Below are 23,949 nucleotides of genomic sequence, written 5' to 3'. Positions count from 1 at the left end.
CCCGGTCTCGGGCGATCACCCGACCGGTTCAGCCTAGTGAGCCGCTCCCCTCTCCGCCCGGGGGCAGGGGCCGGACACAGGCCTCACGGTCGATCCTGTACCGCAGAGGGCCGGTAGGAGGCCGCAGCATGTCGTCGGAGTGCGTCATCGAGTCGGCGCGTCTTGCGGCCCACGGCGGGACCGACGGTGATCCGGTAGAAGCCCTCCGCCCCCGGCAGGTCGCGGAACGACTGGACCTCCGGGTGCCGGCCGCCGAATCCCGCTGCGACCGGGTGGATGTCGAGTGACAGCAGGCGTCCTTTCCGGCGGCGCACACCGATCAGCGGATGCTGAACGACCACGGTCGACCTGACTGCTGCCACATCGGTCCACAGGATCTGCACCGATCGACTCCCCGGGCCGAACCAGGCCACGCCCGCCGGACCCAGCACGACGGTGCGCCGGCTCATCACGAGCGGGAGGGCCAGCACGAAGAACATCGTCATACCGACGGCAAAGACCAGACCGAACAGCGAGTCAAGACCGCCGGTCCACGACGGCCAGCCGTGTCGAATTCCCCCGACCACGATCGAACCCGCACCGAGGGCCGTTCCCACCATCAGCAGCACGTACCGCATCCGTGCCGGAATACCGAACGCACGGATCCGTACGTCCGCACCAACAGTCGCCCATTCCGGAGTCGAAGAACGCACCATGCCCATCACTCCCTCCTCGTCAGCCGCGCCACCCTCGGACGGGTTCGTCGTCTTCGCGGTTCTGCTCGGAGAAAGTGCAGCTTCAGACCAAGGCCGCGACCGAACGACTCTGCCTCAGCCGCAGACCCATTGCCCCGCAGGCCAGCATGATGGCGATCGCGAAACCCGTCATGGCCGAGGGCAGCGTCACCAGGCGGGTCGCCACACCCACCAGCACCACCGGGACGGTCAGGCCGACGTAGGCGGCCAGGAAGATACCGGCCGCCGCCTCGCCGCGCGCCTCCGGAGCGGCGAGCCCGGCGGCGCTCGACATCGCCCCCTTGAACAGCAGACCGACACCGGCACCGGAAAGCGCACCACCGAGCAGGAACAGCGCGAGGCTCGGCACCCATACGCCGACGGTGACGACCACCAGACCCACTGCCAGCAGCGGTAATCCGATCACGAACAAGTTCGACGGCTCGCGGCGTCCGAGTAGGATCTGAGCCGCGGCCGCGCAGAAGAAGACCAGGAACGCCGGCAGGCCGGCCATCAGGTGGGAGGTCTGGTGCACCGTGCCGGCCACAAAACTGGCGGCGAGCCCGGTGAACAGGCCCATCACGGCGAACGCGACGAAGGCGACCGCAGCCGCGTCGAAGTACTGCCGACGGCTGTCCGGCGGCACCGAAACATGTTGTGGTCGATAGGTTCGATGGTGAATGGCGACCGTCTCCGGGACGGTCAGCAGACCGACGATCGCCGCGGCCATCAGGACGATGAAGACCCAGTAGGGAATTTCGAGCGGAGAGGCGACGTACTGGGCCAGCGCACCGGCAATCAACGGGCCCAGTGACAACCCGCCGAGGTTGGCCGCGGTGGCCACCAGATCAGCTCTGGTGCGGGAGGCTCCCGGTCGCGCCGCCGCGTCCAGTTCTCCCAGGTGGGCTGTGGCGGTTGCGGTGATCAGACCGACCCCGATACCGCAGATCACCCTTGCGAGCAGCAGTCCCGGCAGCGCCGTCCAGACCAGGAAGAGGACGCCGGAGATCGTCTCCACCAGGAGACCGGCCATCAGCAGTCGACGTCGGCCCAGCCAGTCCGAGACGTGGCCGGCCAGGAACAAGCTGACCAGCACGCCGATCGCATAGCACGCGAAGATCACCGTGATGACCGCGGTCGAGAAGCCGTCCCGCTCCTGGTAGAGCGAGTACAGCGGCGTCGGGACGGTGGAGAACGCCATGCCGGCCGTGAAGGCGAGCGCGACGACCCAGAAGCCACTTGCGTGGGCCGACCTGGTGCGGGAATCGGTAGCTGGGCTCACTACCGCCATCTTGCCACCCGTCCCGCGCAGGCCACGCTGCTGCCGAGGTGACGGTGATCGCCGCGCCGCATCCCGCTTGCGTCCTGCAAAGTGCCCGCTATAGCGAGCACTTTGCAGGACGCAAGCCCCGCAGGCGCCGGTGGCAGCCACAGGGCAGGATGAGGCCGTGGGCAATCGCATCGGTGTCATGTTCGACCGGGACCGCGCACCCGAGGCGCTACCGGGGTTCGCGGCCGAGCTGGAGGCAGCCGGGGTCGACGAGATCTGGGTGGTGGAGGATCTCGGTTTCGGTGGCGGGATCTCGGCCGCCGCGACCGCGCTGGCGGCAACCACAGGCATCCGCGTCGGCATCGGGATCGTCCCGGCGCCGTTCCGCAATCCGGCGCTGCTGGCCATGGAGATCGCCACGCTGGAGCGGCTGCACCCGGGCCGGCTGATCGCCGGGATAGGGCACGGCGTCGGCCCCTGGATGGTGCAGGTCGGCGCGTCGGTGGCGTCCACCCTCACCCTGCTCGAGGAGACGATGGTGGGCGTCCGCGCGCTGCTCTCCGGTGCGCGTGTCCGGACCACGGGTCGGTACATCACGATCGACGACGTGCAGCTCGTGCATCCACCGGCCGCCGTGCCGCCCCTGATGGCCGGCGTCATGAAACCCCGATCGCTCCGCCTGTCGGGACGCATCGCCGACGGCACCATCCTGGCCGAGGGGACCGGGCCGGCCACCGTCACCGCCGCGCTGGCCGACATCGACGCCACCCCAGCTCATCAGCTGGTGGTGCTCACCCACTTGTGCGTTTCCGACGACCCCGCCGCAGTCGAGGCGGCCACCGCACCCGTGCGCGCGGAGTTCGCGGCGGTGCAGGGGATCGCACCGGAGGACGTCTTCCTGGCCGCCGGCCCGGCCGGGGTCGTCGCGGCCAGGATCCGGTCCCTGTGGGATGCCGGCTCCGACAGCGTCGTACTGCGACCGGTGGGCGGCGATCCACTACGCATGGTCCAGGAAACCCTCGCCGCTGTCGGGCGTTGAACGGGCCCACTCAGCACATCCGCTGGACCGCTTCGTCAGACGCATCAGCGCGTCAACGCTGCGATGCGTTGCGCCCGGGCCGGGAAGGTCTGCGACAGCTCCGCTCTGGCGCCGAGTTCGAAGTCCGCCCATACGAAGCCCGGGACGACGACGGTCGAGACGAGGCTCCACGCACCGGTGCTCCGGGCCCCCTGCCAGACACCAGCCGGCACCAGCAGTTGCGGCCGATGATCGGAGAGCGGGTCGGGGCCGAGCAGTTCCTCGCGACCCTCGTCCGTGTCGAGGATCAGCATCTGCAGGGGAGCACCGGCGTGGAACAGGAACAGTTCGTCGGAAGATCGCATACGATGCATAGCGGAGAAGTCATTGCCCACCAACAGGTAGTAGATCGCGGTCACACCATCGCGGGTGAGAGTGCGCCGGAACAGGCCACCCTCGTGATCGAGTGGTTCCAGACCCAGCCGGGCGGCGACCTGCCGTCCTTCGGCCTCGGTGTGCTCGGTCGGCACCAGATAGTCGGGAGTCACCAAACCTTTGACAGTCACCCGGTTCTCGGCAGTCACCAGATTCTCGCCGTCACCAGCCAGCGGGCACCCGGCCGACGACGGCTTCGTCGGCGATGACGAACATCGATTCCAGCAGTGGCCCACCGAAGGTCGTCGCCATGGCCACATCTGACGCATCACGCCCGCGGCCGATCAGGATGCGGCCCTTGCGGCGAACGTTGTTGCGGGGGTCGAAGGTCCACCAGCGGTCCCCCAGCCACACTTCCATCCACGCCGCGAAGTCGTTCGGCGCCGGGTCGGCGGGGACGTCCATGTCCGGCAGATAGCCGAACACGTAGCGGGCCGGGATGTTGAGGGCGCGGCAGAACGAGATGGCCAGGTGTGTGAAGTCGCGGCAGACCCCGAAGCCGGACGCGTTGACATCCCAGGCCGTCGAGGTCGGATTGCTGCTGCCGTAGGCGAACTGGAGATGGCTGTTGACGTGATCGCAGATCGCCTGCACCCGACCGTATCCCGGCGGGGTGTCGGCGAATCGCGACCAGGCCTCGTTACCGAGCATGTCCGGCAGGCAGTAGCGACTCGGCATGGTGTAGACGAGCACGTCGTCCGGCAGATCGTGTGGCGGGACCTCGGGGGCCCGTTCGTCGAAATCCTCAGTGGCGTCGGGGACGTCGACCAGCGCCCGATAGGTGAACTGGGACGCGCCCACCGGAAGGATCGCTCGTAGGCACCGGTTGCCGTAGATGTCCCGGTACTCGTGGGAATCGACGTCAGGCGTGAAGGTGAACACCTCGTCGGAGATCGCACCGGCCAGCGGCGCCACCTGGAAAACGGTCGAGGTGGCGATCTCGGCCTGGTAGACGAAGTCGCAGCCGATCTGGACCTGGCGCAGGGTCACGCAGTGCTCCTACCGACGGGGTGGCCCCGGCGGGTCGACCCCGATCGCTCGTCGATGACGGAACCACGGATGGCCGCCGGGCCGATCCGAGACCCCCACCTTAATGACGATGTGTTGTCGGCAGGTTTCGGGATTCGAGACCCCGACGCCCCCCGGCCGCGGCTCAGCCTTCGCGTCGGTTCCCGGGATTGCGTCGGCGGACGGGAGCCTCCGGTTCGGGCGCTGCGGCCTCGGGCTTCGGCGGAACCAGCATCCGCTTGGCGACGGCCACCGCAGCCCGGTAGCTCTTGGTGCGGGTCAACTCGCACAGGCGGTTCTGCTCGGCCGGTGACGGCGTCGGGTTCTTCAGCAGCATCCGAATCTGCCGGTCGACGGGAAGGTCCCGGTTCCGGTCGACCTTCGTCCGCCCCGGTCGACTGAAACTGCGGCGGTGCGGCTGGTCGCCGGCACTGTTCGACCGGTTCGTCCCGGAGGACGCCCGTCGTTCCTCACCTGCGCTCATCTGCTCGGATCCGCTTCTCGTCTTCTGCTCGACGGGCCGATCCCGTCCTGATCACGGTAGGCGCTGCGCGTGACGAACGCGACCACCCGCGTCAGGCCGGTCGGTTCTCCGCAGCCAGGTTCCCCGCGGCCTCCAGCATCACCTCGGCCGGTAGGCATCCTTTCGGTGTTCTACCCGTAGGACCACGGCCTCGTGTGCGTCTTCGCGAATCCGACAGAGCACGCGGTGAGTGCCTCGGCGAGCGGACCAGATGCCGACAAGTTGACCCTGCAGCGGCTTGCCGACTCGGCGAGGCTCGTCTCAGGATCCGAGAACTCACCCTTGCCGGCCCGCGGTCAGTGCGCGGTCAGCGCCGAACGGACCTGCCCACGCATGTCCTTCACCCCCGACGTCGTCGAGGACAACGACTTGGACACCGCCGTCAAGATCTCCTGCACCGCCGCCGCCGCCGCATCCCACTTCGCCTGCACCCCCGCATACGTGTCCTGCTCATCACCGTCCCACGAGGACTTCACACTCGCCACGAACCCACCAAGATCAGACAACGACGACTCCAACCCACCGATCACCGACCCCAACGAACCAGAAGCCGACTCCGCCGTCGCCTCGTTGTAGGAAAACACCCCTCCGGACATACCCAACACCCCAATCACACATCGACCCGCACCAAAGAAAACCGGACAAAACAGAAGAAGAGGAAAGCCTGCGTGCACCGACCGGACGATCAGAACTTGAACTTCGTCCCATCCCAATCAGCCGACCCGTTCGCCGACGTCAGCGACTCCGTCATCTGCGCCTCATAGGTGTCGTACAACCCACCCGCGTTCTTCACATTCCCCTTGATCGACGCCAACGCCGCATTCAGATCCTTCATCGCCGCAGACCACGCCGCCGTCAACGACTCCCACGAGGAAAACGACGAACCCTTCCAATCCTGCGGCAACGACTCGATCGCCTGCAAGAACGACGCCGCCTGCGCATTCATCGACGACTCCGCACCCTCCAGATTCGACGCATGCACATTCACCGCATTGTCACGCACCGCAAACTTCGGACCCACACCAACCACCCCAACCCCACTCGAGGAACACCAGCAGGGGAACCCACCGGCGACAACCGCAGATCCGACGATAGAGCGCCGGAGATGGTTTCAGCCGACCGTAGAAAAATTTGTGGACAACTCGGCCGGCCGAACTCTCGTCCGAAGCGCTACCTGGCGCAGGCAAGGCCGTGTCTCGAACCGGGACGATTTGGACATCGCCGCTCCGGTCGAGTCGGACCTCTCGAACCTCACCACTGCGGGTGGGGACCACCGTCGGCGACTCGCCGACGAAACGCCACCCACGACACACTCTGGAAATCCTGAGCGCAATCGGAAACGCGGAGTTGTTCCAGACCTGACCAAAGCGACTCATCTGCCACTTTGAATGGATTCATGGCCACCAGCGCACTCGACGCCCACCGGCACATCGGCGTGCTCCCGGCCTTCCCCTTCTACGGGGGCCCGCCCGTCAACCCGGACATCAGTGCACGGCGAACGGTCGCCGACCTCATCGCCGACCTCGATGCCGAGGGTACCGAACGCGCAGTCGTGCTGCCCAACTACGGGGTTCCGATGCCCGAGGTCTCCTTCGGCCTCAACCAACTGGCCCTCGAAGCCGCCGACAAGACCGACCGGATCCGTTGCGGCCTCTGGGTTTCCCCCCGGCCGCAGGACGCCGAGATGACGGCAACGGCGCTGGCCATGGCCGGCGAACCAGGCGTCGTTGCCCTGAAGACCAGCTTCCTGTTGGGGGGCAGCGCATCCGACCCGGCGTGCACCGAGTCGCTGGACAAGATCTTCGCCACAGCGAAGGCACACGACCTCGTGGTCCATGTGCACACCTCCCCCGGCGCCGCGTCGGACATCGACCAGGTCGGACTGCTGGTCGACGAGTACGCCGACGACGTGAAGATCCACCTGGTGCACTTCGGCGGCGGGATGAGCGGCCACATCAAGCTCATCAACAGCCGGTTCTTCGACTGGATCGAGGCCGGGAAAAAGGTCTACTCGGACACCAGTTGGGCCATCGGATTCGCGCCGCGCTGGCTCGCCGCCGAGATCGAGAAGCGTCAGATCGGTTACGACCGAATCCTTTTCGCCTCCGACGAACCGTGGGGCGACCACGCCGGGGAGCTCGCCCGCTTGCGGGCCGCGGTCGGTGACGGCGAACTCGCCCGGATGATGCTGCACGACAACTTCACCGCGCTCTACCACTGATCCTCACCACCGCACCCGCAGGAACCGCAAGACCCGCACCGCCGCAGGATCCGCCCCGAGAACGACCCGCCCATCACATCAGGAGGCACCATGTCCGAGTCCGACGACACCCTAGCGGCCAACATCGCCAAGTCCCTCGCGGAGATCCCGCATCCCTCACTTCCCAAGGGCAGCAACATCTACGGGTCGACCAAGATCTTCCCGGACTACCAGGCCGAGCCGGGGCAGTCGTACTTCACCCTGGTTCACGGTATTGCCCACGAGTCGTCGGTGTCCTTCGTCGCGATCCTGCAGGCCACCCGCGCGCTGCGGAAGGGATTCGAGTCGGCCATCTACTTCTACGGCCCCGGCGCGATGAACTGCATGGCCACCCGCGGCTTCCCGACCACCGGCGACTCCGCGTTCCCGGGCGAGCAGAACATCAACGACTCGCTCGCCACCTTCATCAAGGAGGGCGGCACCGTCTTCTGCTGCCGCTTCGGCCTGTCGTTGCACGGCCTGCGCGAAGAGGACCTCATCGAAGGCGTCATCCCGTCGCACCCGCTGGACGTCCAGGACGCGTTGATCCACTACGCCCGCAAGGGCGCCATCATCAATTCGACCTACAACCTGTAGAGGCCGCGGCCATGACCAGCACCTCAACTCGCGTCGATCTGGCTCTGCGCGGCATCCGGGTGGAAGCGCCGGTGTCCCGTCGGGGGGGCGCCGGACCGAGTGACGACGGGCATCTGCTGGTCAACGGCCGTGGATCGGCCATCCCGATCAACCTCGACAGCCCGTATCTGGTCCGCGAGGGCCGGTTGCTGCTGGACGGGGCGGACATCGGGATGGCCGTGGAACCGGTTGCTCGGCCGAGGTTCTACGACCTGGAGACGGCCGACGGCGTCTCCTACGAGAAGATCGCGAAGCTCCACTCCTCGAATGTGCTGGCCACCACCGTGGTTCAGACCTGCATCCGCTACGCCGAGGACCAGCGCTGCAAGTTCTGCGCCATCGAGGACTCGCTGACCGCCGGCAACACGACGGCAGTGAAGTCGCCGGCCCAACTGGCCGAGGTGGCCGAAGCCGCCGTCCGGCTCGACGGTGTCACCCAGATGGTGATGACCACCGGTACCTCCAACGGAAGAGACCGTGGCGCCAGGCACCTCGCTCGCTGCGTGAAGGCGGTGCGGGAGGCTGTCCCGGATCTGATGATCCAGGTGCAGTGCGAACCGCCGGCGGATCTGCAGACCATCACCGATCTGTACGAGGCGGGTGCTGCCTCGATCGGCATCCACGTCGAGTCGATGGACGACAAGGTTCGCGCGCAGTGGATGCCGGGCAAGTCGACGGTGCCGATGGCCGAGTACTGGGCGGCCTGGACCGAGGCCGTCCGAGTCTTCGGCCGCAACCAGGTCTCGACGTACCTGTTGGTCGGCCTCGGCGAGGATCCGGACGAGATGGTCGCGGCAGCAGCCGAACTCATCGAGATCGGCGTCTACCCGTTCGTCGTCCCGTTCCGGCCGCTGGCCGGTACGCTGGCCGCTCGCGACGGGGCCACCGCCCCCACCAACGCTCAACTCGCCGATGTCACCCACCGGGTGGCCAACCTCCTCAACCGGGCCGGCATGTTCGGCTCCGACCAGAAGGCCGGGTGCGCTGCCTGTGGAGCCTGCAGCGTGCTGGCCGCAGCGGGGGCCTGACCACGATGACCGAGTCCCTGAAAGCACTCGAACTGTCGGCCGGGCTTGATGTCTCGGTGCTGACCGGGACACCGCCGGTCACCCGGCGGCAACGCGACTATCTCATCCGCCGGGTCGAGGATGCTGTGACGCTGGCCCAGTACCGCGACCTCCGCAAGGACGTCTTCGTCGCCGAACAGGGCCTGTTCTCCGGTCACGACCTCGACGATCGAGACCAAGATCCGCGCACCGTCGTCCTGGTCGCCACCGATTCCGACGGTCGCGTGATCGGCGGTGTCCGGTTGTCCCCGGCGGCCGGAAACGACGACCCCCACCGGGATATCGGTTGGTGGACGGGTAGTCGTCTGGTGGTCGCGGCGTCGGCCCGTCGTCACGGCGGTGTCGGTCGGGCCCTGGTCCGGGCGGCCTGTGCACACGCCGAGACCCTGGGTGTACTGCGCTTCGACGCTGTCGTGCAGGGAGCCCATCACGACCTGTTCCGCCGTATCGGCTGGACCACCATCGGCCACACCACGCTGGCTGGTGCGCCGCACGTCAGCATGCGGTGGCCGATCGGACGCATCCAACGCCTCGCGGAGGCCACGAAAGGCCCGCTGGCCGACCTGCTTGCGCCGCTCCGTCAGGGCGCGAACGGTCTGGGCGGCAACGGTTTCGTCGGTGACGACGGCGCCGTGGTGCCGGGCAGCGACGTCATCGCCGCCTGCGACGCCATCCTTCCGTCGATGGTCGAGCGGGACCCGGAATGGGCCGGATGGTGCTCCGTCCTGGTCAACATCAACGACCTCTCGGCGATGGGCGCCCGCGCCGTCGGACTGCTGGATGCCATCGGGGCCCGTGACGCCTCGTTCGCCACCAGGATTCTGCACGGCATCCGCCGCGGTTCCCAGGCCTGGGGGGTGCCCGTGCTGGGCGGCCACACCCAACTGGGCGTGCCGGCCTCGCTGTCGGTGACCGCCGTCGGCCGGACCGACGCCCCGGTTCCGGCTGGCGGTGGCTCGATCGGTGACTCTCTGTGGTTGTCAACAGATCTCGGTGGTGGCTGGCGTCCCGGCTACCACGGTCGGCAGTGGGACTCGACATCCCACCGTTCGGCCCAGGAACTTCGCTCGATGGCCACGCTCGTCGCCCGCACCGGGCCAACCGGCGCCAAGGACGTCAGCATGGCCGGCCTGGTCGGCACCACCGGAATGCTCGCCGAGGCGGCCGGCTGCGGCGCCGTCATCGATGTGGACCGCGTTCCGATGCCGGACGATGTCGCGGCCGGCGACTGGTTCACCTGTTTCCCCGGGTTCAGCATGGTGATGACGGCCGCCCCCGGCCATCAGATGGCCGATGCCGGCCCGGCCACCACTTCTCGCTGCGGCGAACTCACGGGCACCCCCGGTGTCCAGTTGCGTTGGCCCGACGGCGAGATCACCCACGCCATCACTGGCGATGTCACCGGATTGGGGACGGCATGACCGTCATCACCGTTGCCGCGGCCGCCGAGAACTTCGGCCGTGACCTCGAACAGGCCTATCGGACCATCGAACGACTGGCCGACGAGGCACGGGCGGCCGGAGCCGGCCTCCTGGTGCTTCCCGAGGCTGCCCTCGGCGGCTATCTCTCGAGCCTGGGCGGCGGCGATTCGACAGATCCGGACGTCTGGGCCGAACGGATCAGCGCCCTCCCCCCGGCACTCTCGCTGGACGGCCCGGAGCTGGCCCGGGTGCGCTCGATCGCCCGGGAACTGGTGATCTGCCTGGGGATCTGCGAAGACGGCACTTCTGCCGGCGGCTCCGACTCGGCGACCCCGACGCGCTACAACACCGCCGTCGCGCTCACCGGCGACGGCCTTCTCGGAGTGCACCGCAAGGTGCATCAGCCGCTCGGCGAGAATCTCTCCTACCTCGCCGGCGAATCGTTCGACGCCTTCGACACACCGATCGGCCGGATGGGCATGCTCATCTGCTACGACAAGGCCTTCCCGGAGGCAGCCAGGGCACTCGCCCTGGACGGCGCCGAGATCATCGCCTGCCTGTCGGCGTGGCCGGCCGCGCGGACCGCGGCCTCACCGGACCTCACCCAGGACCGGTGGAAGCGTCGATTCGACCTGTTCGACCGCGCCCGCGCCCTGGAGAACCAGGTGGTCTGGGTCTCGGCCAACCAGTCGGGCAACTTCGGCTCGCTCCGATTCGTGGCCAGCGCCAAGGTAGTGGATCCCGGTGGAGAAGTGTTGGCGGACACCGGTATCACTGCGGGTCTGGCCATCGCCTCGGTCGATGTCGACCACCTGCTGTCCACCGCCCGGCGGTCGATGTTCCACCTCCGTGACCGTCGTCCGGAAACCTACATCACCTCGACCGTGCTCCATGCCTGAGATGACGTTCCGGGTGAGGTGGCCCGATGGCAGCCAGACCGACTGCTACTCACCCTCCCTCGTCATGCACGACCACCTTTCGGCCGGCAGCTCGTACCCGTTGCCGGAATTCCTCCGCCGCACGCACACCGCCCTTGGCATCGCCAGCGATCGCGTGCGGGCCAAGTACGGCCGGCCCTGTGCCATGGCCGCCGCCCAGCTTCGCGAGATCGATCTACGAGCAGCTCCTTTCGCCAGTGTGGGCGGCGAGGTCGAGGTGCTGTCCATGCAGCCGGAACTACCCGATTCCTCTGGAGCAATTTGATGAGCAAAGCGCCGACATCCTCAGCCGCACCGGAGAACCACAGGCAACACCAACCGCCCGAGCACCATCACGTGGTCGTCATCGGCGGCGGGCAGGCCGGGCTGTCGATCAGCTGGCACCTGCGTCAGAGCGGTGTCGACCACATCGTCCTGGAACGTTCCGGCATCGCCCACGAATGGCGCGAAGGTCGTTGGGACAACTTCACCCTGGTGACGCCCAACTGGCAGTGCCAACTACCCGGCTATTCCTACGAGGGCGACGATCCCGACGGATTCATGCCGCGGGACCTGGTCCACACCTTCGTCCGGACCTACGCCGACTCCTTCGGTGCGCCGGTGCGGGAGGGACAGGAAGTGCTGACCCTGCGCCACCTTCCAGGTCCGGACGGGCGCGACGACGGCTTCGCGCTGACGGTGCAGTTGCATCCCGGTGGCGAGCGCGTCGAGATGACGGCCGACAAGGTCGTCATCGCCACCGGCGGCTACCATCTCCCGGTGATTCCCGCTGCAGCACAACGACTACCCGACCGTCTCCGGCAGATCCACTCCTCCCAGTACCGCAACTCGGGTGACCTCCCCGACGGCGGGGTGCTGGTGGTCGGATCCGGTCAGTCCGGAGCTCAGATCGCCGAGGACCTCCACCTGGAGGGACGGAAGGTCACCCTCGCTGTCGGCAGCGCCCCGCGGGTGGCCCGCTTCTACCGTGGCCGCGACTGCGTGGCCTGGCTCGCCGACATGGGTCACTACGACCGGCCAGTCGAGGAACACCCCGAAGGACTGGCTACCAGGGACAAGACCAACCACTACGTCACCGGGCGGGACGGTGGTCGCGACATCGACCTCCGCGCATTCTCGTTGCAGGGCATGGAACTCTACGGCCGGCTGCTCGACATCCGCAATGAGCAGCTGAGTTTCGCGCCCTCCCTGGGTGGATGCCTCGATGCCGCCGACCGGGTTGCCGAGGGCATCAAGGACGCCATCGACCGGCACATCGCGCAGCACCACCTCAACGCGCCGGTCGAGGAGCGCTACACCCCGGTGTGGGCACCGGAAACCGAACGGACGGAGCTCGATCTGGCCGCCGCGGGCATCAACTCCGTCATCTGGAGCATCGGCTACCGCGCCGACTACCGATGGGTGCAGATCGGCGTCTTCGACGGCCAAGGCCACCCCCGTCACGTCCGGGGGGTCACCGGGGTCGACGGGCTCTACTTCCTCGGACTGCCGTGGTTGCACACCTGGGGGTCCGGTCGGTTCGCCGGTATCGCAAGGGATGCAGGTTATCTGGCCGAGCAGATCGTCGGTCACCCGGCAACCGCGCCGGAGGGCGCGGGCACACGGGACAGAGTGTCCAAGGGCCGCACCAGAGAGCACGCCCTACTCTGACGCCATGCCCGACGCCAGCAGTGCAGTCAAACGGCTCGCCGCGGTCGCCGGGCACTTCGGCCGCGATCTCGAGCGGTCGGTCGTCAAGATCTCCGGGATCATCGACGACGCCCGGCGGTCCGGTGTCGACCTCCTGGTCCTCCCGGACGCAGCGCTTGGCGGCTACCTCGGCGATCTCCGTCATCCCGATGTGGCCTCACTGCCGCCGGCGCTGACCGTCGACGCCCCCGAACTGCGCGAGATCGCCACTCTCGCAGGAGAGATGGTGGTCTGCGTCGGATACACCGAGCAGGACGGCGACCACCGGTACAACGCGGCGATCTGCCTGTCGGGTGACGGCATCCTCGGGCGGCACCGCAAGGTGCACCAGCCGGCCGGTGAATCCCTGGCCTACGCGGCCGGCGACACCTTCAGCGCGTTCGACACCCCCGTCGGACGGATGGGCCTGATGATCGACTACGACAAGACCTTCCCGGAGGCGGCGAGATCGCTCGCCCTCGACGGGGCGCACGTGCTCGCCTGTCTGTCCGCGTGGCCGGCCAGCGTCACCGACCGCGCCGCGCGGCTCCCACAGGACCGGCAGTCCCGGCTGTTCGATCTGTACGACTGCGCGCGGGCCGCGGAGAACCAGGTGGTGCTGGTGTCGTCCAACCAGACCGGGATCATGGGTGACCTCCGCTTCCTGGGCCAGGCGAAGGTGGTCGGGCCGGGCGGCGACATCCTGGCGCGAACGGCGGCGAAGGGCGGGCTGGCCATCGCCGAGATCGACGTCGAGGGCGAGATCGGCCGGGCGCGCCGCGTCCTCCGTCACCTGCAGGAACGCCGCCTGGATGCCTACCCCGGACTGAACGCCGAGCTGCGGCGTTGACCGCCCCACCCCCGGCGGCGCCGAGCCCGTTGCGCGTCGCCCTGCTCACCTACTCCACGAAGCCTCGGGGCGGGGTGGTGCACACCCTCGCTCTGGCCGAGGCGCTGAGCGCGGCGGGCGCTGACGTCACCGTCTGGACGCTCGGACGCGACGGCGACGGCGGCTTCTTCCGACGCGTGCACGACTCGGTGCGGCTGGAGATCGTACCGTTCCCGCCGCTGGACGGCGAGGACGTCGGGGAGCGAATCCTGCGGTCGATTCGCGTCCTGGGTGCGGCCTTCCGGCCCGATGACTACGACATCGTGCACGCCCAGGACTGCATCAGCGCCAACGCCGTCGGCCGGTGCATCCGGACCGTGCATCACCTCGACAACTTCACCACGCCGGCGCTGGCCGCCTGCCACGAGCGCGCCATCGTCGATCCCTATGCCCACGTCTGCGTCTCGGCGTCGGTCGCCGGCGAGCTCACCGCCGGCTGGGGTCTGCACCCGACCGTCATCCCGAACGGTGTGGACAGTGCGCGGTTCGGCTTCGCCGCATCCGCCGATGCGACTGCCGTCGCCGCGCGGGCGTCGTCCCGGGCCAGGCACGGCCGGTACCTGCTGGCGGTCGGCGGGATCGAACCCCGGAAGGGGACGATCGATCTGCTCGAGGCGTTCGCCGTCGTCCGCGGACGCTTTCCGGACCTGCAACTGGTGATCGCCGGCGGTGAGACCCTGTTCGACTATCGCGACTACCGCACGGCTTTCGACCGTCGGTGCACAGAGCTGGGGGTCGAACCCACGTTGCTCGGAACCGTCGACGACGACGAACTGCCGGCCCTCGTGGCCGCCGCGGCGGTGTTCGGGTTCGTCTCGACCAAGGAGGGATTCGGATTGGCCGCGATGGAGGCCCTCGCCGCCGGCGTCCCCCTTGTCGTACGGGACCTTTCCGTCCTGCGGGAGGTCTTCGACGGTGCGGCGGCCTTCGCCGGCGATCCGAACGCGATGGCCGAACGCATCGCCGAGGCCCTCACGGACACCGACCATCCCCTGACGGCGCAAGGCCGGGCGCTGGCCGCCCGTCACACGTGGTCCGCGGCGGCGGCGGCGCATCTGGACTTCTATTCCACGCGGGGGTGATGGCTCGCGCGAGCGGTGTGGCGGGGCAGGTGATCGGGAACCATCTCGTAGAGTGCGTCGAACGTCGTTGCTGTCCGGCCGATCAACGAAGCGGAGCCGACCATGGCACACCTGCGCTGTGACTTCTTCTCCGAGGTGCTCGGTCTGAGCACCTCGATGACCGTCATCCTCCCGCAGCAGACCAGCAGCCAGATCGGCATGGCGGGAACCGCCCGGGCCGATGGCCATCAGACCCTGTACCTGCTGCACGGTCTCAGCGACGACGACACCACCTGGCTCCGCCGCACCTCCATCGAGCGCTATGTAGCGCCGCTGGGTCTCGCCGTGGTGATGCCGCAGGTCCACCGCAGCTTCTACACCGATGAGGTCCACGGCAGCCGGTACTGGACGTTTCTGTCCGAGGAACTGCCGGAGATCGCCAACCGGTTCTTCCGGCTGTCCGACCGCCGCGAGGACACCTTCGTCGCCGGGCTGTCGATGGGTGGGTACGGAGCGGCGAAGTGGGCGCTGCGGCATCCGGAACGTTTCGCAGCGGCGGCCAGTCTGTCGGGATCGCTGGACATCACCGACCCACAGCGCTGGCACGACAAGCCCGCCGTGATGAAACACATCTTCGGTGACGAACCGGTGATCGGCACCGACAACGACCTTCTCGACCTGCTGACCAAGGTCGACCCGTCGACGGTGCCGGACCTCTTCGTCTGCTGCGGCACGCAGGACCGGCTGATCAGGTCCAACCGGCAGTTCGTCGACATCGCCGCCGGGGCCGGGATTCCGGTGAAGAGCGACTTCGGGCCGGGTGAGCACAACTGGAACTACTGGGACGCCAGGATCCAGGACGTCCTCGCCTGGTTGCCGCTGAGCTGACCGCGCTGCACTCAGCTGACCGCTGGGTTGCTGACCACCGGGAAGCTGACCGCTGGGTTGCTGACCACCAGGAAGCTGACCACCGGGAAGCTGACCGCTGGGTTGCTGACCGCCGGGTCCGGCCGGGTTGGCGGCCAGCTTGGCGGCCGAATCGTCGGGTCGGCATTTGGTAAGGTGCCCCTAACTTATTGTTCTGCATCCGAGGAGTACTCCCATGACGGCACCCGCACGTACGCGACCGGCCCCGATCGCCGCCTTGGTCATAGGCACCCGACAGCTGAGCCCTACCCTGACGCGCGTGGTGCTGGGCGGTCCCGATCTCGCCCGTTTCCAGGCTTCGAGCTCGACCGACGCCTACGTCAAACTCACCTTCCTGACGCCCGGCGTCGACTACCCGCGGCCGCTGGACCTCGCTGCCATCAGGGCTCAGATGCCGCCCGAGCACTGGCCTGTCGTCCGCACGTACACCGTCCGGTCATGGGACGCCGAAGCGGGAGAGCTGACGATCGACTTCGTCGTGCACGGCGATGCGGGAGTGGCCGGACCGTGGGCCGCTTCTGCACAGGCCGGGGACGAACTCCTGCTCGCCGGTCCTGGTGGCGCCTACGCGCCGGCGCAGGACGCGGGCTTCCACCTCTACGTCGGCGACGAGAGTGCCCTCCCGGCCATCGCCGCTGCGCTCGACGCCCTGCCGGCCAGTGCCGTCGGCCGCGTGCTGATCGAGGTGCATGACTCTTCGTCGGAGTTCCCGCTGGACACACCGGCCGGCGTCGTCGTCGACTGGGTTCATGCCGGGGATCGACCGGTGGGTGCGGCCCTGGTCGATGCGGTAGCCGCGGTCGATTTCGGGGCCGACGATGTCGATGCCTTCGTCCACGGGGAGGCCGGATTCGTCAAGGAGTTGCGGCGGGTCCTCCGCGTCGAGCGCGGTGTCCCGAAGGAGCGACTGTCGATCTCGGGCTACTGGCGCCTCGGCGCGACCGAGGAGGGCTGACGGGATCGCAAAGCCGAATGGAACCGTCAGGTCGAAGAGCTCGAACGCGCCGCCGGCGTCGCCTGACCCGAGGCACCCGCCGCAGCGCCGCCGCCGCGTCGCCGCCCGTCCGACGCCCGCCCGTCCGGCCCTGCCCGACAGTCCGGCCCTGCGCATACCGAACAGTCCGAATTCGCCCTCTTGAGGCGAATTCGGGCTGATTGGTATGCGCCGGGCACTTCTGTATGCGCAGAACCCGGGGTCAGCGTCAGAACCGGGGGTCAGACGGTGGAGTCGACGGACTCGGATTCGGCTTCCGAGGAGGCGCCTTCGCGCTTGTTGCGGGACAGGCTCGACAGGAACGCGGCGCCGATCAGGACGAGTCCGACCAGACCGGTGACGACCTCATTCACGTGCACGCCGATCGAGACCAGCAGGATCACGGCCAGCGCGCCGATGGCCCAATGGGCTCCGTGGTCAAGGTAGACGTAATCGTTCAGGGTGCCCTTGCGGACCAGGAACACCGTGAGGGAACGGACGAACAGCGCACCGATCAGGCCGAGGCCCAGCGCGATGATGATCGGATCCGGGGTGATGGCGAACGCACCGATCACGCCGTCGAAGGAGAACGACGCGTCCAGCACCTCGAGGTAGAGGAACAGGAAGAATCCGGCCTTGCCCGCGGCCTTGGCCAGCTGGGTCGGACCACCGTGCTGCTTCTTCTCCTCGAATGCCTCTTCCTGGCCTTCCTCGAAGTTCTCGAACAGCCCACCGAGCCCGTTGACCAGCAGATAGCTCAGGATGCCGAGCAGGCCGGCGGCCAGCACGGTTCCGGGCTTCTCAGCGGCAAACTCGGCGATCCCGTACAGCGCGATGCCGGCGATGATGACGGACAGCGCATCCAGCTTGCCGATCTTGGCCAGCGGCTTCTCCAGCCACGACAGCCAGGTGATCTCGCGCTCCTCGAACAGCCAGTCCAGGAACAGCAGCAGCAGGAACATGCCACCGAACGCGGCGATCTGCGGGTGGGCCTCGGCGAGCAGATAGCCGTAGGAGCCAGGGGTGCTGACGTCACCCTTCTCGAACGCCAGCCGCAGCGCCTCCGCCGGGTTGAGGTGCGCGGTGATCCCCACGACGAGCAGCGGGAACACCAGCCGCATGCCGAACACAGCGATGACGATCCCGACGGTCAGGAAGATCTGCTGCCACTTCTCGCTCATCCGCTCGAGCACCCGCGCGTTGACCACTGCGTTGTCGAAGGACAGCGTGATCTCCAGGATGCCGAGGATCAGGGTCAGCCCGGCGGCCTGGATCCCGCCGTAGAAGTAGGCGGCGATGATGGCCGCCACCGAGATCACCCCCGAGATGGCGAAAATCCGGGTAGCACTGTGGACAGGTGCAGCAGCGGTCGCCATTTATACATTCACTCCGAAGTCGAGGGCAATTCCACGGAGGCCAGAGGCGTATCCCTGACCGATGGCTCTGAATTTCCATTCGCCGTTGTAGCGGTACAGCTCGCCGAAGACCATGGCGGTCTCGGTGGATGCCTCTTCGGTGAGGTCGTAGCGGGCCAGCTCGGACCCGGTGTTGCGGTCGACGACACGGATGAACGCGCCCCTGACCTGGCCGAACGATTGCCTCCGCTGGTCGGCCTCGTAGATCGACACCGCGAAGACGACGGAGATGATGCTCGGCGGCACTGCCGACAGATCGACGTTGATCTGCTCGTCATCCCCACCCGCGCCGCCGACGAGGTTGTCGCCGAGATGCTCGATCGACCCGTCAGGGGAACGCAGGTTGTTGAAGAAGATGAAATGGTTGTCGCTCAGGATCTTGTGGTTCTCACCCAGCGCCAGCGCGCTGGCGTCGAGGTCGTAGTCGGCCCCGCTCGAGGCTCTGACCTGCCACCCGAGGGCGACCGTCACGGCCGTCAGGTTCGGCGCCGCCTTCGTCAGCGAGACGTTCCCGCCCTTGCTCAGACTCACGCTCACTGTGAATCCTGGCTCTTCGCGCAGGCACTCATCGCATCATGAGCTCCGCTCCTCGCTCGTACCTCGCTACGATGCTCGCCCATGTCTTGTCCTGAGCGTTCCGTGCTGGAGTTCATGCTGGTCCCTCGACTTTCTGGCCGGGTCCTCGGCCACGCAGCTGGTGACGGCGCTGGCTTCGCCCACCGTCCCAGCCTTCCATGCCAGGGCCTGCTCCGAGGACCTTTTCCGCCCCGCTTCCCCCGACTCGACCTCACCGGGTAAAGACTTGATCAACAGGATCACTATCCCATGCGATGATGCCCGGCATGAAGGACTCCGCGGACGTCCCGCGGCGCATCGTGATCCACACCGCCGACTGGGACGCATCGGTGGCGATCGACCTTCGCGACGAGCAGCAACGCGAGCTCAGGGACGTGTACGACGGTGACGCCGAACCCGGGATCAAACCGTCCGCGTCGGACGTCGCGATCTTCCTGGTCGCCTACGCCGATGGCGCCGATGTCGATGTCGCCGGCGCCGATTCGGAAGCGATCGGCTGCGGCGGGCTGCGACCGCTGACTGGTGAACAGGCGGAGATCAAGCGGATGTACGTACGGCCGGCCCATCGGGGCCGCGGCGTCTCCCGCCTGATTCTCGCGGCGCTCGAGCGTCAGGCACTGGCCGGTGGTTGGACGGACCTCGTCCTGGAGACCGGGCCACTGCAGACCGCGGCCATCTGCCTGTACGAGACGGCCGGGTACCGCGTCATCCCGAACTTCGGGGCCTACCGCGACTCGCCGACGTCAGTGTGCTTCGGAAAGACCCTGCCGGCCTGACGACTGCTCCGTCATCGCTTCAGGCTGGTTCTTCGCGCGGTGCAGTGCGTAGACGATGGTCCCGACGAGGATCAGCCCGGACAGGATCAGCATCGACGCCGTGAGTGCGTTCACCCAGGGCACGTTGACGCCGGTCAGATCGAGCACGCCGACGACCACCAGGGACAACGCGGCAAGGACCGACAACGAGGTGCGGAACTTGCTACGGCCGACCTCCTCGATACCGACCTGCGCCTTGTCCCATGCGTAGTCCAGAGGTTTCTTGGCCCACTCGAACTGGGTCGCGAGCAGCGCGAGGGCGGCCGCGATCAACAGGAACCCGGGACCAGGTAGCACCAGCAGCGCGATCCCGATCAACAGGAGCGCAACTCCCAGTACTGCGACAACAGCTCTCTTCATCTGCACCCTCTGCGACACGCGGCGGCGGACCTCGGCCGCGCCCGGCCGGGCGCAATGGTCCTTTCTCATCTCCACGGTACGGACTCCCCCGACCCACACCGGCGCAATGGCGGTGGATCCGGTCACCCAGCTGGCCGAACCGGCCCGCGACGCCGGGCAAAGTAGTGCGTACTCTTGACGCTCGTCAAATACTCGCTATAGCGTGAGCAGGTGGACAGGTCAGAGCCGTCAGCGGCCGACAGCACCAACATCAGGCCGCTGGAAGTGGGCATCGAGACGGATCTCGGCGGACTCAACTACGGCAGCTACCTGCACCTCGACACGCTGCTGTCCGCCCAGCGACCCCTGTCGGACCACCACGACGAGATGCTGTTCATCATCCAGCACCAGACCACCGAGCTGTGGATCAAGCTCGTCGTCCACGAATTGCGGTCGGCCATGCTGCTGATCTCGCAGGACTCGCTGGGCCCGGCGCTGAAGCGGCTGGCGCTGGTCAAGCACATCCAGCAGCAGATGACCGACCAGTGGTCGGTGCTGGCCACCCTCACGCCGACCGAGTACGCGCAGTTCCGCGGGGTCCTCGGGAAGTCGTCAGGATTCCAGTCGATGCAGTACCGGCTTCTGGAGTTTCTGCTGGGCAACAAGAATCCCGCGATGATCTCCGTGTTCGCCCACCATCCCCAACAGCAGCAGACGCTGCAGTCGGCGCTCGACGCACCCAGCCTGTACGACGAGTTCCTCTTGTTCCTTCACCGCCGCGGTTACCCGATCCCGGCAGAGCTCGTCACCCGGGACTGGCGCCGCCCCCACACCCTGAACCAGTCACTGGTCGACGTCTTCGCCGCGATCTACGCCGCTCCCGAGAGCCAGTGGGACGTCTACGAGACGTGCGAGGAACTGATCGACGTCGAGGACACCTTCCAGACCTGGCGATTCCGTCATCTCAAGACGGTCGAGCGGATCATCGGCTTCAAGCGCGGCACCGGCGGATCCTCCGGGGTGTCGTTCCTGCGCCGCGCCCTCGACCTCACCTTCTTCCCCGAGTTGTACGCCGTCCGCACCCAGATCGGTCAGAACCCATGAGCAGCAGGACCACCCGCGAAGACGCACAGGCCTTCGACGCCGCCGACCCCCTCGCCCCGTTCCGCGATCGGTACCTACCCCAGACCCCTGACGTGGTCGCTTATCTCGACGGGAACTCGCTCGGTCGACCGTTGGCGTCGATCGCGGAGGTCTGGACCGACTTCGTCCACCAGCAGTGGGCCGGTCGGCTGATCCGTGGCTGGAGCGAGGGTTGGATGGAGCTGCCAGGGGCGGTCGGCGACGAGTTGGCAGCGGCGGCCCTCGGGTCAGCGGCCGGCCAGACCGTCATCGCCGACTCGACGACCGTGAACTTCTACAAGGCGATGCGGGCGGCGATCAACCTCCGACCCGGACGCCGCAAGGTGATCATCGATCGGGACAACTTCCCCACCAACAGGTATGTGGTCGAGTCACTGGTGAAAGACCTGGGACTGGAGACCATCTGGCTGACCGGGTCGGACGCGGGTGGCATCAGCGTCAAGGACGTCGAAGCCGTCCTCGACGAGGACGCAGCAGTGGTCACCATGAGCCACGTCGCCTACCACTCGGGCTATCTCGCCGATGCGGGGGCGATCACCGCTGCCGCCCACGCCGCCGGCGCCCTGGTCGTCTGGGACCTGTGCCATGCGGTCGGAGGAGTACCGATCCGGTTGGACGAGTGGCAGGTCGACTTCGCCGTCGGCTGCACCTACAAGTTCGTCGGCGCCGGACCCGGGGCGCCGGCGTTCAGCTACGTGAACTCACGGCACCACGAACACCTGGACCAGCCGATCTGGGGATGGCTGGGGCGCAAGGACTCCTTCGAGATGGAGCAGGGATACGTTCCGGCCCAGGGCATTGCGTCGATGATCTCCGGAACACCCTCCATACTCGGCATTCTCGCGGTCCGGGAGGGTGCGCGCGTCATCGCCGAGGCCGGGATCGACGCCATCCGCGCCAAGATCGTCGACCTGGGCGAGATGGTCATCGCCCTGACCGACGAATGGCTGACCCCGCAGGGATTCGGGCTCGCGTCACCACGGGACGCCGGACGCCGCGGTGGGCACGTCAGCATCACCAGGCCTGACGCCCGGGAACTGTGCGCGAGGTTGACCGGCGTCGGTGTGCTGCCGGATTTCCGCACACCGGACGCGATCCGGATCGGCCTGTCCCCGCTGCCGATCAGCTTCACCGAGGTGTGGGATGCGATGGGCGTGATCCGGGACCTGTCGCGTTGATCAAAGCGGAGGAGCCCACCGCTGGCCCCGGTTCGCTGATTCTCACCTTCGCGGGCCTGTACCTGCGGGGCGCCGGTGGCTGGATCGCCGTCGCCGACCTCATCACCCTGCTCGGCCGGGCCGACCAGTCGCCGACGGCGGTCCGACAGGCGTTGGTGCGCCTGAAGTCCCGTGACGTACTGCGGTCGGAGAAGCGGGGTGCGCGGTCCGGCTACGCTCTGACGACGGCAGGCGAGGCCGACCTGCTGATCGGCGACGCCCGGATCTTCCGGTACGGCGAGGCGTCCGACTCCGACGGCTGGGTCCTCGCAGTGTTCTCGGTACCGGAAGAGGCCAGGGCAGAACGGCACCGACTCCGCGAGCTGTTGTCGTGGTGGGGATTCGGGACCGTGGGTGCCGGGGTCCGCATCGCGCCGGCCACCCTCGCCGACCGCACCAGGGCCGCCGTCCTTGACGCCGGCCTTAGCGACTACGTCACCTGGTTCGCGGCCAGGGCACTCGATCGGGCCGACGTCGCCACCTGGTGGGACCTAGCCCTGCTCTCGGGTCTCTACCGGGACTTCCTGGCGCGCTGGGAATCCCGGCCCACTGCCGTCGAGGACAGAAGGGCGGCAACGGCTTTCGCCCAGTACCTGATGCTGGTCGACGACTGGCGGCAGTTCCCGCGGATCGATCCGGGCCTGCCGGCGGCGTTGCTGCCGGAGGCCTGGCCGAGCCGGCGGGCGTTCGACACCTTCTCCACCCTTCGGGACCGTTGGTCCGGGCCCGCCCTGGATTTCGTGACGCAGATGCTGTCGGGGTGATCTGACAGGGTGTGAGGATGCGATCACGTGCAGCGTTGCGGGGGCTGCTCTGCCTCGTGCTGGCCGGCCTCGTCTCGTGCACCGACCCGACGTCCGTCGTCGTCCGGCTGCCGACGACGCCCTCGACCGTCTCCACCCCCGGGACCAGCACGGCGGCAGCCGCTTCGACGGCCCCGACCACCTTGGCAGCGGCCACCACTTCCACCTCGACCGCCTCCGCAGCTACCGATTCCACAGCGACCGCGTCGGCAGCAACACCCTCCGGACCCGCGCTGACCGCGCTGCACGCCCTCCCGATCAAGGGCCGGGCGCCGAAGACCGGATACAGCCGGGGGCAATTCGGGACCACCTGGACCGACGACGTCACCGTGGACGGCGGGCACAACGGTTGCGACACCAGGAATGACATCCTCCGACGGGATCTCACCGGCGTGATGCTCAAGGCCCGCACCCAGGGCTGTGTGGCCGCCTCCGGGACGCTCCACGACCCCTACACCGGGCGCACCATCGCCTTCGTGCGAGGCAAGAACACGAGCGACGACGTCCAGATCGACCACGTGGTGGCGCTGTCGGACGCCTGGCAGACCGGGGCGCAGAACCTGACTCCCGGACAACGTCAAGACCTGGCCAACGACCCACTCGAACTGCTGGCCGTCGACGGACCGACCAATCAGAGCAAGGGCGATGGCGACGCCGCGACGTGGCTACCACCGGACAAGTCGTTCAGATGCGCCTACGTTGCGCGGCAGATCGCCGTCAAGGCGCGATATCACCTGTGGGTCACTGCCGCCGAACGCGGCGCGGTGGAGGCAGTGCTCGGCACCTGTCCCGCTCAGACCCTCCCGACGGGCGCCACCACCGCCACGCCGGTCATCGGCAGGTAGTCTCGTCGGC

Annotated in this window: 27 protein-coding genes and 1 pseudogene; 17 read left to right on the top strand and 11 right to left on the bottom strand. The window is 67.7% G+C overall.

What is annotated here, in order from left to right; genetic code table 11:
- Window positions 1–83: 83 nt before the first annotated feature.
- Together ABIB25_RS13710 and ABIB25_RS13705 are read right to left on the bottom strand one after the other, a co-directional pair.
- Entirely contained in the window at window positions 84–695 is a 612-nt protein-coding gene (locus tag ABIB25_RS13710) for a hypothetical protein (protein WP_354529012.1), read from the bottom strand.
- Window positions 696–777: 82 nt separating this feature from the next.
- Window positions 778–2,004: an MFS transporter gene (locus ABIB25_RS13705; protein WP_502919808.1), complete on the bottom strand. Its 1,227-nt coding sequence runs from the start codon at window positions 2,002–2,004 to the stop codon at window positions 778–780.
- Between the two features lie 178 nt (window positions 2,005–2,182).
- Between ABIB25_RS13705 and ABIB25_RS13700 the strand changes: the two genes are divergently transcribed.
- Complete coding sequence (locus ABIB25_RS13700; protein WP_354529057.1) at window positions 2,183–3,022, top strand: LLM class flavin-dependent oxidoreductase; 840 nt, start codon at window positions 2,183–2,185, stop codon at window positions 3,020–3,022.
- 44 nt (window positions 3,023–3,066) lie between these two features.
- Here ABIB25_RS13700 and ABIB25_RS13695 read toward each other — a convergent pair whose 3' ends face one another.
- The 6 genes and pseudogenes from ABIB25_RS13695 to ABIB25_RS13670 all read right to left on the bottom strand — a co-directional run bounded on the left by ABIB25_RS13695 (window position 3,067) and on the right by ABIB25_RS13670 (window position 5,970).
- The gene (locus tag ABIB25_RS13695) at window positions 3,067–3,549 is read right to left on the bottom strand and encodes a cupin domain-containing protein (RefSeq protein WP_354529010.1); all 483 of its coding nucleotides are present in this window, start codon (window positions 3,547–3,549) and stop codon (window positions 3,067–3,069) included.
- Between the two features lie 49 nt (window positions 3,550–3,598).
- Window positions 3,599–4,426, bottom strand: coding sequence for a transglutaminase-like domain-containing protein (locus tag ABIB25_RS13690; protein ID WP_354529009.1), 828 nt, complete (start codon window positions 4,424–4,426; stop codon window positions 3,599–3,601).
- Between the two features lie 163 nt (window positions 4,427–4,589).
- Window positions 4,590–4,928: a hypothetical protein gene (locus ABIB25_RS13685; RefSeq protein ID WP_354529008.1), complete on the bottom strand. Its 339-nt coding sequence runs from the start codon at window positions 4,926–4,928 to the stop codon at window positions 4,590–4,592.
- A gap of 138 nt (window positions 4,929–5,066) precedes the next feature.
- Window positions 5,067–5,210, bottom strand: a pseudogene (locus tag ABIB25_RS13680) (type II toxin-antitoxin system RelE family toxin); the annotation flags it as partial.
- Between the two features lie 53 nt (window positions 5,211–5,263).
- Window positions 5,264–5,563, bottom strand: coding sequence for a WXG100 family type VII secretion target (locus ABIB25_RS13675; protein ID WP_354529007.1), 300 nt, complete (start codon window positions 5,561–5,563; stop codon window positions 5,264–5,266).
- Between the two features lie 89 nt (window positions 5,564–5,652).
- Entirely contained in the window at window positions 5,653–5,970 is a 318-nt protein-coding gene (locus tag ABIB25_RS13670) for a WXG100 family type VII secretion target (RefSeq protein WP_354528959.1), read from the bottom strand.
- 393 nt (window positions 5,971–6,363) lie between these two features.
- On the opposite strand from ABIB25_RS13670, the gene ABIB25_RS13665 reads away from it, so the two are divergent.
- The 11 genes from ABIB25_RS13665 to ABIB25_RS13615 all read left to right on the top strand — a co-directional run bounded on the left by ABIB25_RS13665 (window position 6,364) and on the right by ABIB25_RS13615 (window position 16,768).
- Entirely contained in the window at window positions 6,364–7,188 is an 825-nt protein-coding gene (locus ABIB25_RS13665) for an amidohydrolase family protein (protein ID WP_354529006.1), read from the top strand.
- A 90-nt stretch (window positions 7,189–7,278) separates the two neighbouring features.
- Entirely contained in the window at window positions 7,279–7,803 is a 525-nt protein-coding gene (locus ABIB25_RS13660) for an MSMEG_0572/Sll0783 family nitrogen starvation response protein (protein WP_354529005.1), read from the top strand.
- Between the two features lie 11 nt (window positions 7,804–7,814).
- On the top strand, window positions 7,815–8,870 hold the full coding sequence (locus ABIB25_RS13655; protein ID WP_354529004.1) for an MSMEG_0568 family radical SAM protein: 1,056 nt from the start codon (window positions 7,815–7,817) through the stop codon (window positions 8,868–8,870).
- A gap of 5 nt (window positions 8,871–8,875) precedes the next feature.
- Window positions 8,876–10,330, top strand: a complete 1,455-nt coding sequence (locus ABIB25_RS13650; RefSeq protein WP_354529003.1) for an MSMEG_0567/sll0787 family protein — start codon at window positions 8,876–8,878, stop codon at window positions 10,328–10,330.
- A complete protein-coding gene (locus ABIB25_RS13645) occupies window positions 10,327–11,229 on the top strand; it encodes a carbon-nitrogen hydrolase family protein (RefSeq protein ID WP_354529002.1) in 903 nt (300 codons plus the stop codon). The genes ABIB25_RS13650 and ABIB25_RS13645 overlap by 4 nt, the downstream gene beginning before the upstream one ends.
- A complete protein-coding gene (locus tag ABIB25_RS13640; protein ID WP_354529001.1) occupies window positions 11,222–11,533 on the top strand; it encodes an MSMEG_0570 family nitrogen starvation response protein in 312 nt (103 codons plus the stop codon). The genes ABIB25_RS13645 and ABIB25_RS13640 overlap by 8 nt, the downstream gene beginning before the upstream one ends.
- A complete protein-coding gene (locus ABIB25_RS13635) occupies window positions 11,533–12,918 on the top strand; it encodes an MSMEG_0569 family flavin-dependent oxidoreductase (protein WP_354529000.1) in 1,386 nt (461 codons plus the stop codon). Before ABIB25_RS13640 ends, ABIB25_RS13635 begins: the two co-directional genes overlap by 1 nt.
- Before the next feature lie 4 nt (window positions 12,919–12,922).
- Entirely contained in the window at window positions 12,923–13,786 is an 864-nt protein-coding gene (locus tag ABIB25_RS13630) for a carbon-nitrogen hydrolase family protein (RefSeq protein WP_354528999.1), read from the top strand.
- A gap of 29 nt (window positions 13,787–13,815) precedes the next feature.
- Complete coding sequence (locus tag ABIB25_RS13625) at window positions 13,816–14,907, top strand: MSMEG_0565 family glycosyltransferase (RefSeq protein ID WP_354529056.1); 1,092 nt, start codon at window positions 13,816–13,818, stop codon at window positions 14,905–14,907.
- 102 nt (window positions 14,908–15,009) lie between these two features.
- Window positions 15,010–15,774: an alpha/beta hydrolase gene (locus tag ABIB25_RS13620; protein WP_354528998.1), complete on the top strand. Its 765-nt coding sequence runs from the start codon at window positions 15,010–15,012 to the stop codon at window positions 15,772–15,774.
- A gap of 214 nt (window positions 15,775–15,988) precedes the next feature.
- On the top strand, window positions 15,989–16,768 hold the full coding sequence (locus ABIB25_RS13615) for a siderophore-interacting protein (protein ID WP_354528997.1): 780 nt from the start codon (window positions 15,989–15,991) through the stop codon (window positions 16,766–16,768).
- Between the two features lie 260 nt (window positions 16,769–17,028).
- Here the strand turns inward: ABIB25_RS13615 and ABIB25_RS13610 are convergent, their stop codons facing one another.
- Both ABIB25_RS13610 and ABIB25_RS13605 read right to left on the bottom strand, forming a co-directional pair.
- A complete protein-coding gene (locus tag ABIB25_RS13610; RefSeq protein ID WP_354528996.1) occupies window positions 17,029–18,162 on the bottom strand; it encodes a DUF475 domain-containing protein in 1,134 nt (377 codons plus the stop codon).
- The gene (locus ABIB25_RS13605; RefSeq protein WP_354528995.1) at window positions 18,163–18,738 is read right to left on the bottom strand and encodes a TerD family protein; all 576 of its coding nucleotides are present in this window, start codon (window positions 18,736–18,738) and stop codon (window positions 18,163–18,165) included. It abuts the gene before it with no gap.
- 305 nt (window positions 18,739–19,043) lie between these two features.
- On the opposite strand from ABIB25_RS13605, the gene ABIB25_RS13600 reads away from it, so the two are divergent.
- Window positions 19,044–19,553, top strand: coding sequence for a GNAT family N-acetyltransferase (locus tag ABIB25_RS13600; protein ID WP_354528994.1), 510 nt, complete (start codon window positions 19,044–19,046; stop codon window positions 19,551–19,553).
- Here the strand turns inward: ABIB25_RS13600 and ABIB25_RS13595 are convergent.
- On the bottom strand, window positions 19,521–19,952 hold the full coding sequence (locus ABIB25_RS13595) for a PGPGW domain-containing protein (RefSeq protein WP_354528993.1): 432 nt from the start codon (window positions 19,950–19,952) through the stop codon (window positions 19,521–19,523). The genes ABIB25_RS13600 and ABIB25_RS13595 overlap by 33 nt on opposite strands.
- Window positions 19,953–20,162: 210 nt before the next feature.
- On the opposite strand from ABIB25_RS13595, the gene kynA reads away from it, so the two are divergent.
- Genes kynA through ABIB25_RS13575 form a run of 4 tightly spaced genes read left to right on the top strand, consistent with a single transcriptional unit; the run spans window position 20,163 to window position 23,939 of the window.
- On the top strand, window positions 20,163–21,035 hold the full coding sequence (gene kynA, locus ABIB25_RS13590) for a tryptophan 2,3-dioxygenase (RefSeq protein WP_502919807.1): 873 nt from the start codon (window positions 20,163–20,165) through the stop codon (window positions 21,033–21,035).
- Entirely contained in the window at window positions 21,032–22,252 is a 1,221-nt protein-coding gene (locus ABIB25_RS13585) for a kynureninase (protein WP_354528992.1), read from the top strand. The genes kynA and ABIB25_RS13585 overlap by 4 nt, the downstream gene beginning before the upstream one ends.
- Window positions 22,249–23,055, top strand: coding sequence for a PaaX family transcriptional regulator (locus tag ABIB25_RS13580; RefSeq protein ID WP_354528991.1), 807 nt, complete (start codon window positions 22,249–22,251; stop codon window positions 23,053–23,055). The genes ABIB25_RS13585 and ABIB25_RS13580 overlap by 4 nt, the downstream gene beginning before the upstream one ends.
- A gap of 17 nt (window positions 23,056–23,072) precedes the next feature.
- Window positions 23,073–23,939, top strand: coding sequence for an HNH endonuclease family protein (locus ABIB25_RS13575; protein WP_354528990.1), 867 nt, complete (start codon window positions 23,073–23,075; stop codon window positions 23,937–23,939).
- Window positions 23,940–23,949: the final 10 nt, after the last annotated feature.

Source organism: Nakamurella sp. UYEF19 (assembly GCF_040546275.1).
In the GTDB taxonomy this organism is placed as follows: Bacteria; Actinomycetota; Actinomycetes; order Mycobacteriales; family Nakamurellaceae; genus Nakamurella.
The sequence above is the reverse complement of the archived record's forward strand: the minus strand, read 5'-3'. Positions and strand labels throughout refer to the sequence as shown.

Excerpts from the sequence above, each read along its gene's own strand:
- ABIB25_RS13700 (WP_354529057.1), top strand. The coding sequence starts at position 2,183 with ATGTTCGACCGGGACCGCGCACCCGAGGCGCTACCGGGGTTCGCGGCC.
- ABIB25_RS13585 (WP_354528992.1), top strand. The coding sequence starts at position 21,032 with ATGAGCAGCAGGACCACCCGCGAAGACGCACAGGCCTTCGACGCCGCC.
- ABIB25_RS13685 (WP_354529008.1), bottom strand. The coding sequence starts at position 4,928 with ATGAGCGCAGGTGAGGAACGACGGGCGTCCTCCGGGACGAACCGGTCG.
- ABIB25_RS13655 (WP_354529004.1), top strand. The coding sequence starts at position 7,815 with ATGACCAGCACCTCAACTCGCGTCGATCTGGCTCTGCGCGGCATCCGG.
- ABIB25_RS13665 (WP_354529006.1), top strand. The coding sequence starts at position 6,364 with ATGGCCACCAGCGCACTCGACGCCCACCGGCACATCGGCGTGCTCCCG.
- ABIB25_RS13600 (WP_354528994.1), top strand. The coding sequence starts at position 19,044 with ATGAAGGACTCCGCGGACGTCCCGCGGCGCATCGTGATCCACACCGCC.
- ABIB25_RS13710 (WP_354529012.1), bottom strand. The coding sequence starts at position 695 with ATGGTGCGTTCTTCGACTCCGGAATGGGCGACTGTTGGTGCGGACGTA.
- ABIB25_RS13640 (WP_354529001.1), top strand. The coding sequence starts at position 11,222 with ATGCCTGAGATGACGTTCCGGGTGAGGTGGCCCGATGGCAGCCAGACC.
- ABIB25_RS13660 (WP_354529005.1), top strand. The coding sequence starts at position 7,279 with ATGTCCGAGTCCGACGACACCCTAGCGGCCAACATCGCCAAGTCCCTC.
- ABIB25_RS13705 (WP_502919808.1), bottom strand. The coding sequence starts at position 2,004 with ATGGCGGTAGTGAGCCCAGCTACCGATTCCCGCACCAGGTCGGCCCAC.
- ABIB25_RS13615 (WP_354528997.1), top strand. The coding sequence starts at position 15,989 with ATGACGGCACCCGCACGTACGCGACCGGCCCCGATCGCCGCCTTGGTC.
- ABIB25_RS13635 (WP_354529000.1), top strand. The coding sequence starts at position 11,533 with ATGAGCAAAGCGCCGACATCCTCAGCCGCACCGGAGAACCACAGGCAA.
- ABIB25_RS13595 (WP_354528993.1), bottom strand. The coding sequence starts at position 19,952 with ATGAAGAGAGCTGTTGTCGCAGTACTGGGAGTTGCGCTCCTGTTGATC.
- ABIB25_RS13630 (WP_354528999.1), top strand. The coding sequence starts at position 12,923 with ATGCCCGACGCCAGCAGTGCAGTCAAACGGCTCGCCGCGGTCGCCGGG.
- ABIB25_RS13575 (WP_354528990.1), top strand. The coding sequence starts at position 23,073 with ATGCGATCACGTGCAGCGTTGCGGGGGCTGCTCTGCCTCGTGCTGGCC.
- ABIB25_RS13610 (WP_354528996.1), bottom strand. The coding sequence starts at position 18,162 with ATGGCGACCGCTGCTGCACCTGTCCACAGTGCTACCCGGATTTTCGCC.
- ABIB25_RS13645 (WP_354529002.1), top strand. The coding sequence starts at position 10,327 with ATGACCGTCATCACCGTTGCCGCGGCCGCCGAGAACTTCGGCCGTGAC.
- ABIB25_RS13650 (WP_354529003.1), top strand. The coding sequence starts at position 8,876 with ATGACCGAGTCCCTGAAAGCACTCGAACTGTCGGCCGGGCTTGATGTC.
- ABIB25_RS13675 (WP_354529007.1), bottom strand. The coding sequence starts at position 5,563 with ATGTCCGGAGGGGTGTTTTCCTACAACGAGGCGACGGCGGAGTCGGCT.
- ABIB25_RS13620 (WP_354528998.1), top strand. The coding sequence starts at position 15,010 with ATGGCACACCTGCGCTGTGACTTCTTCTCCGAGGTGCTCGGTCTGAGC.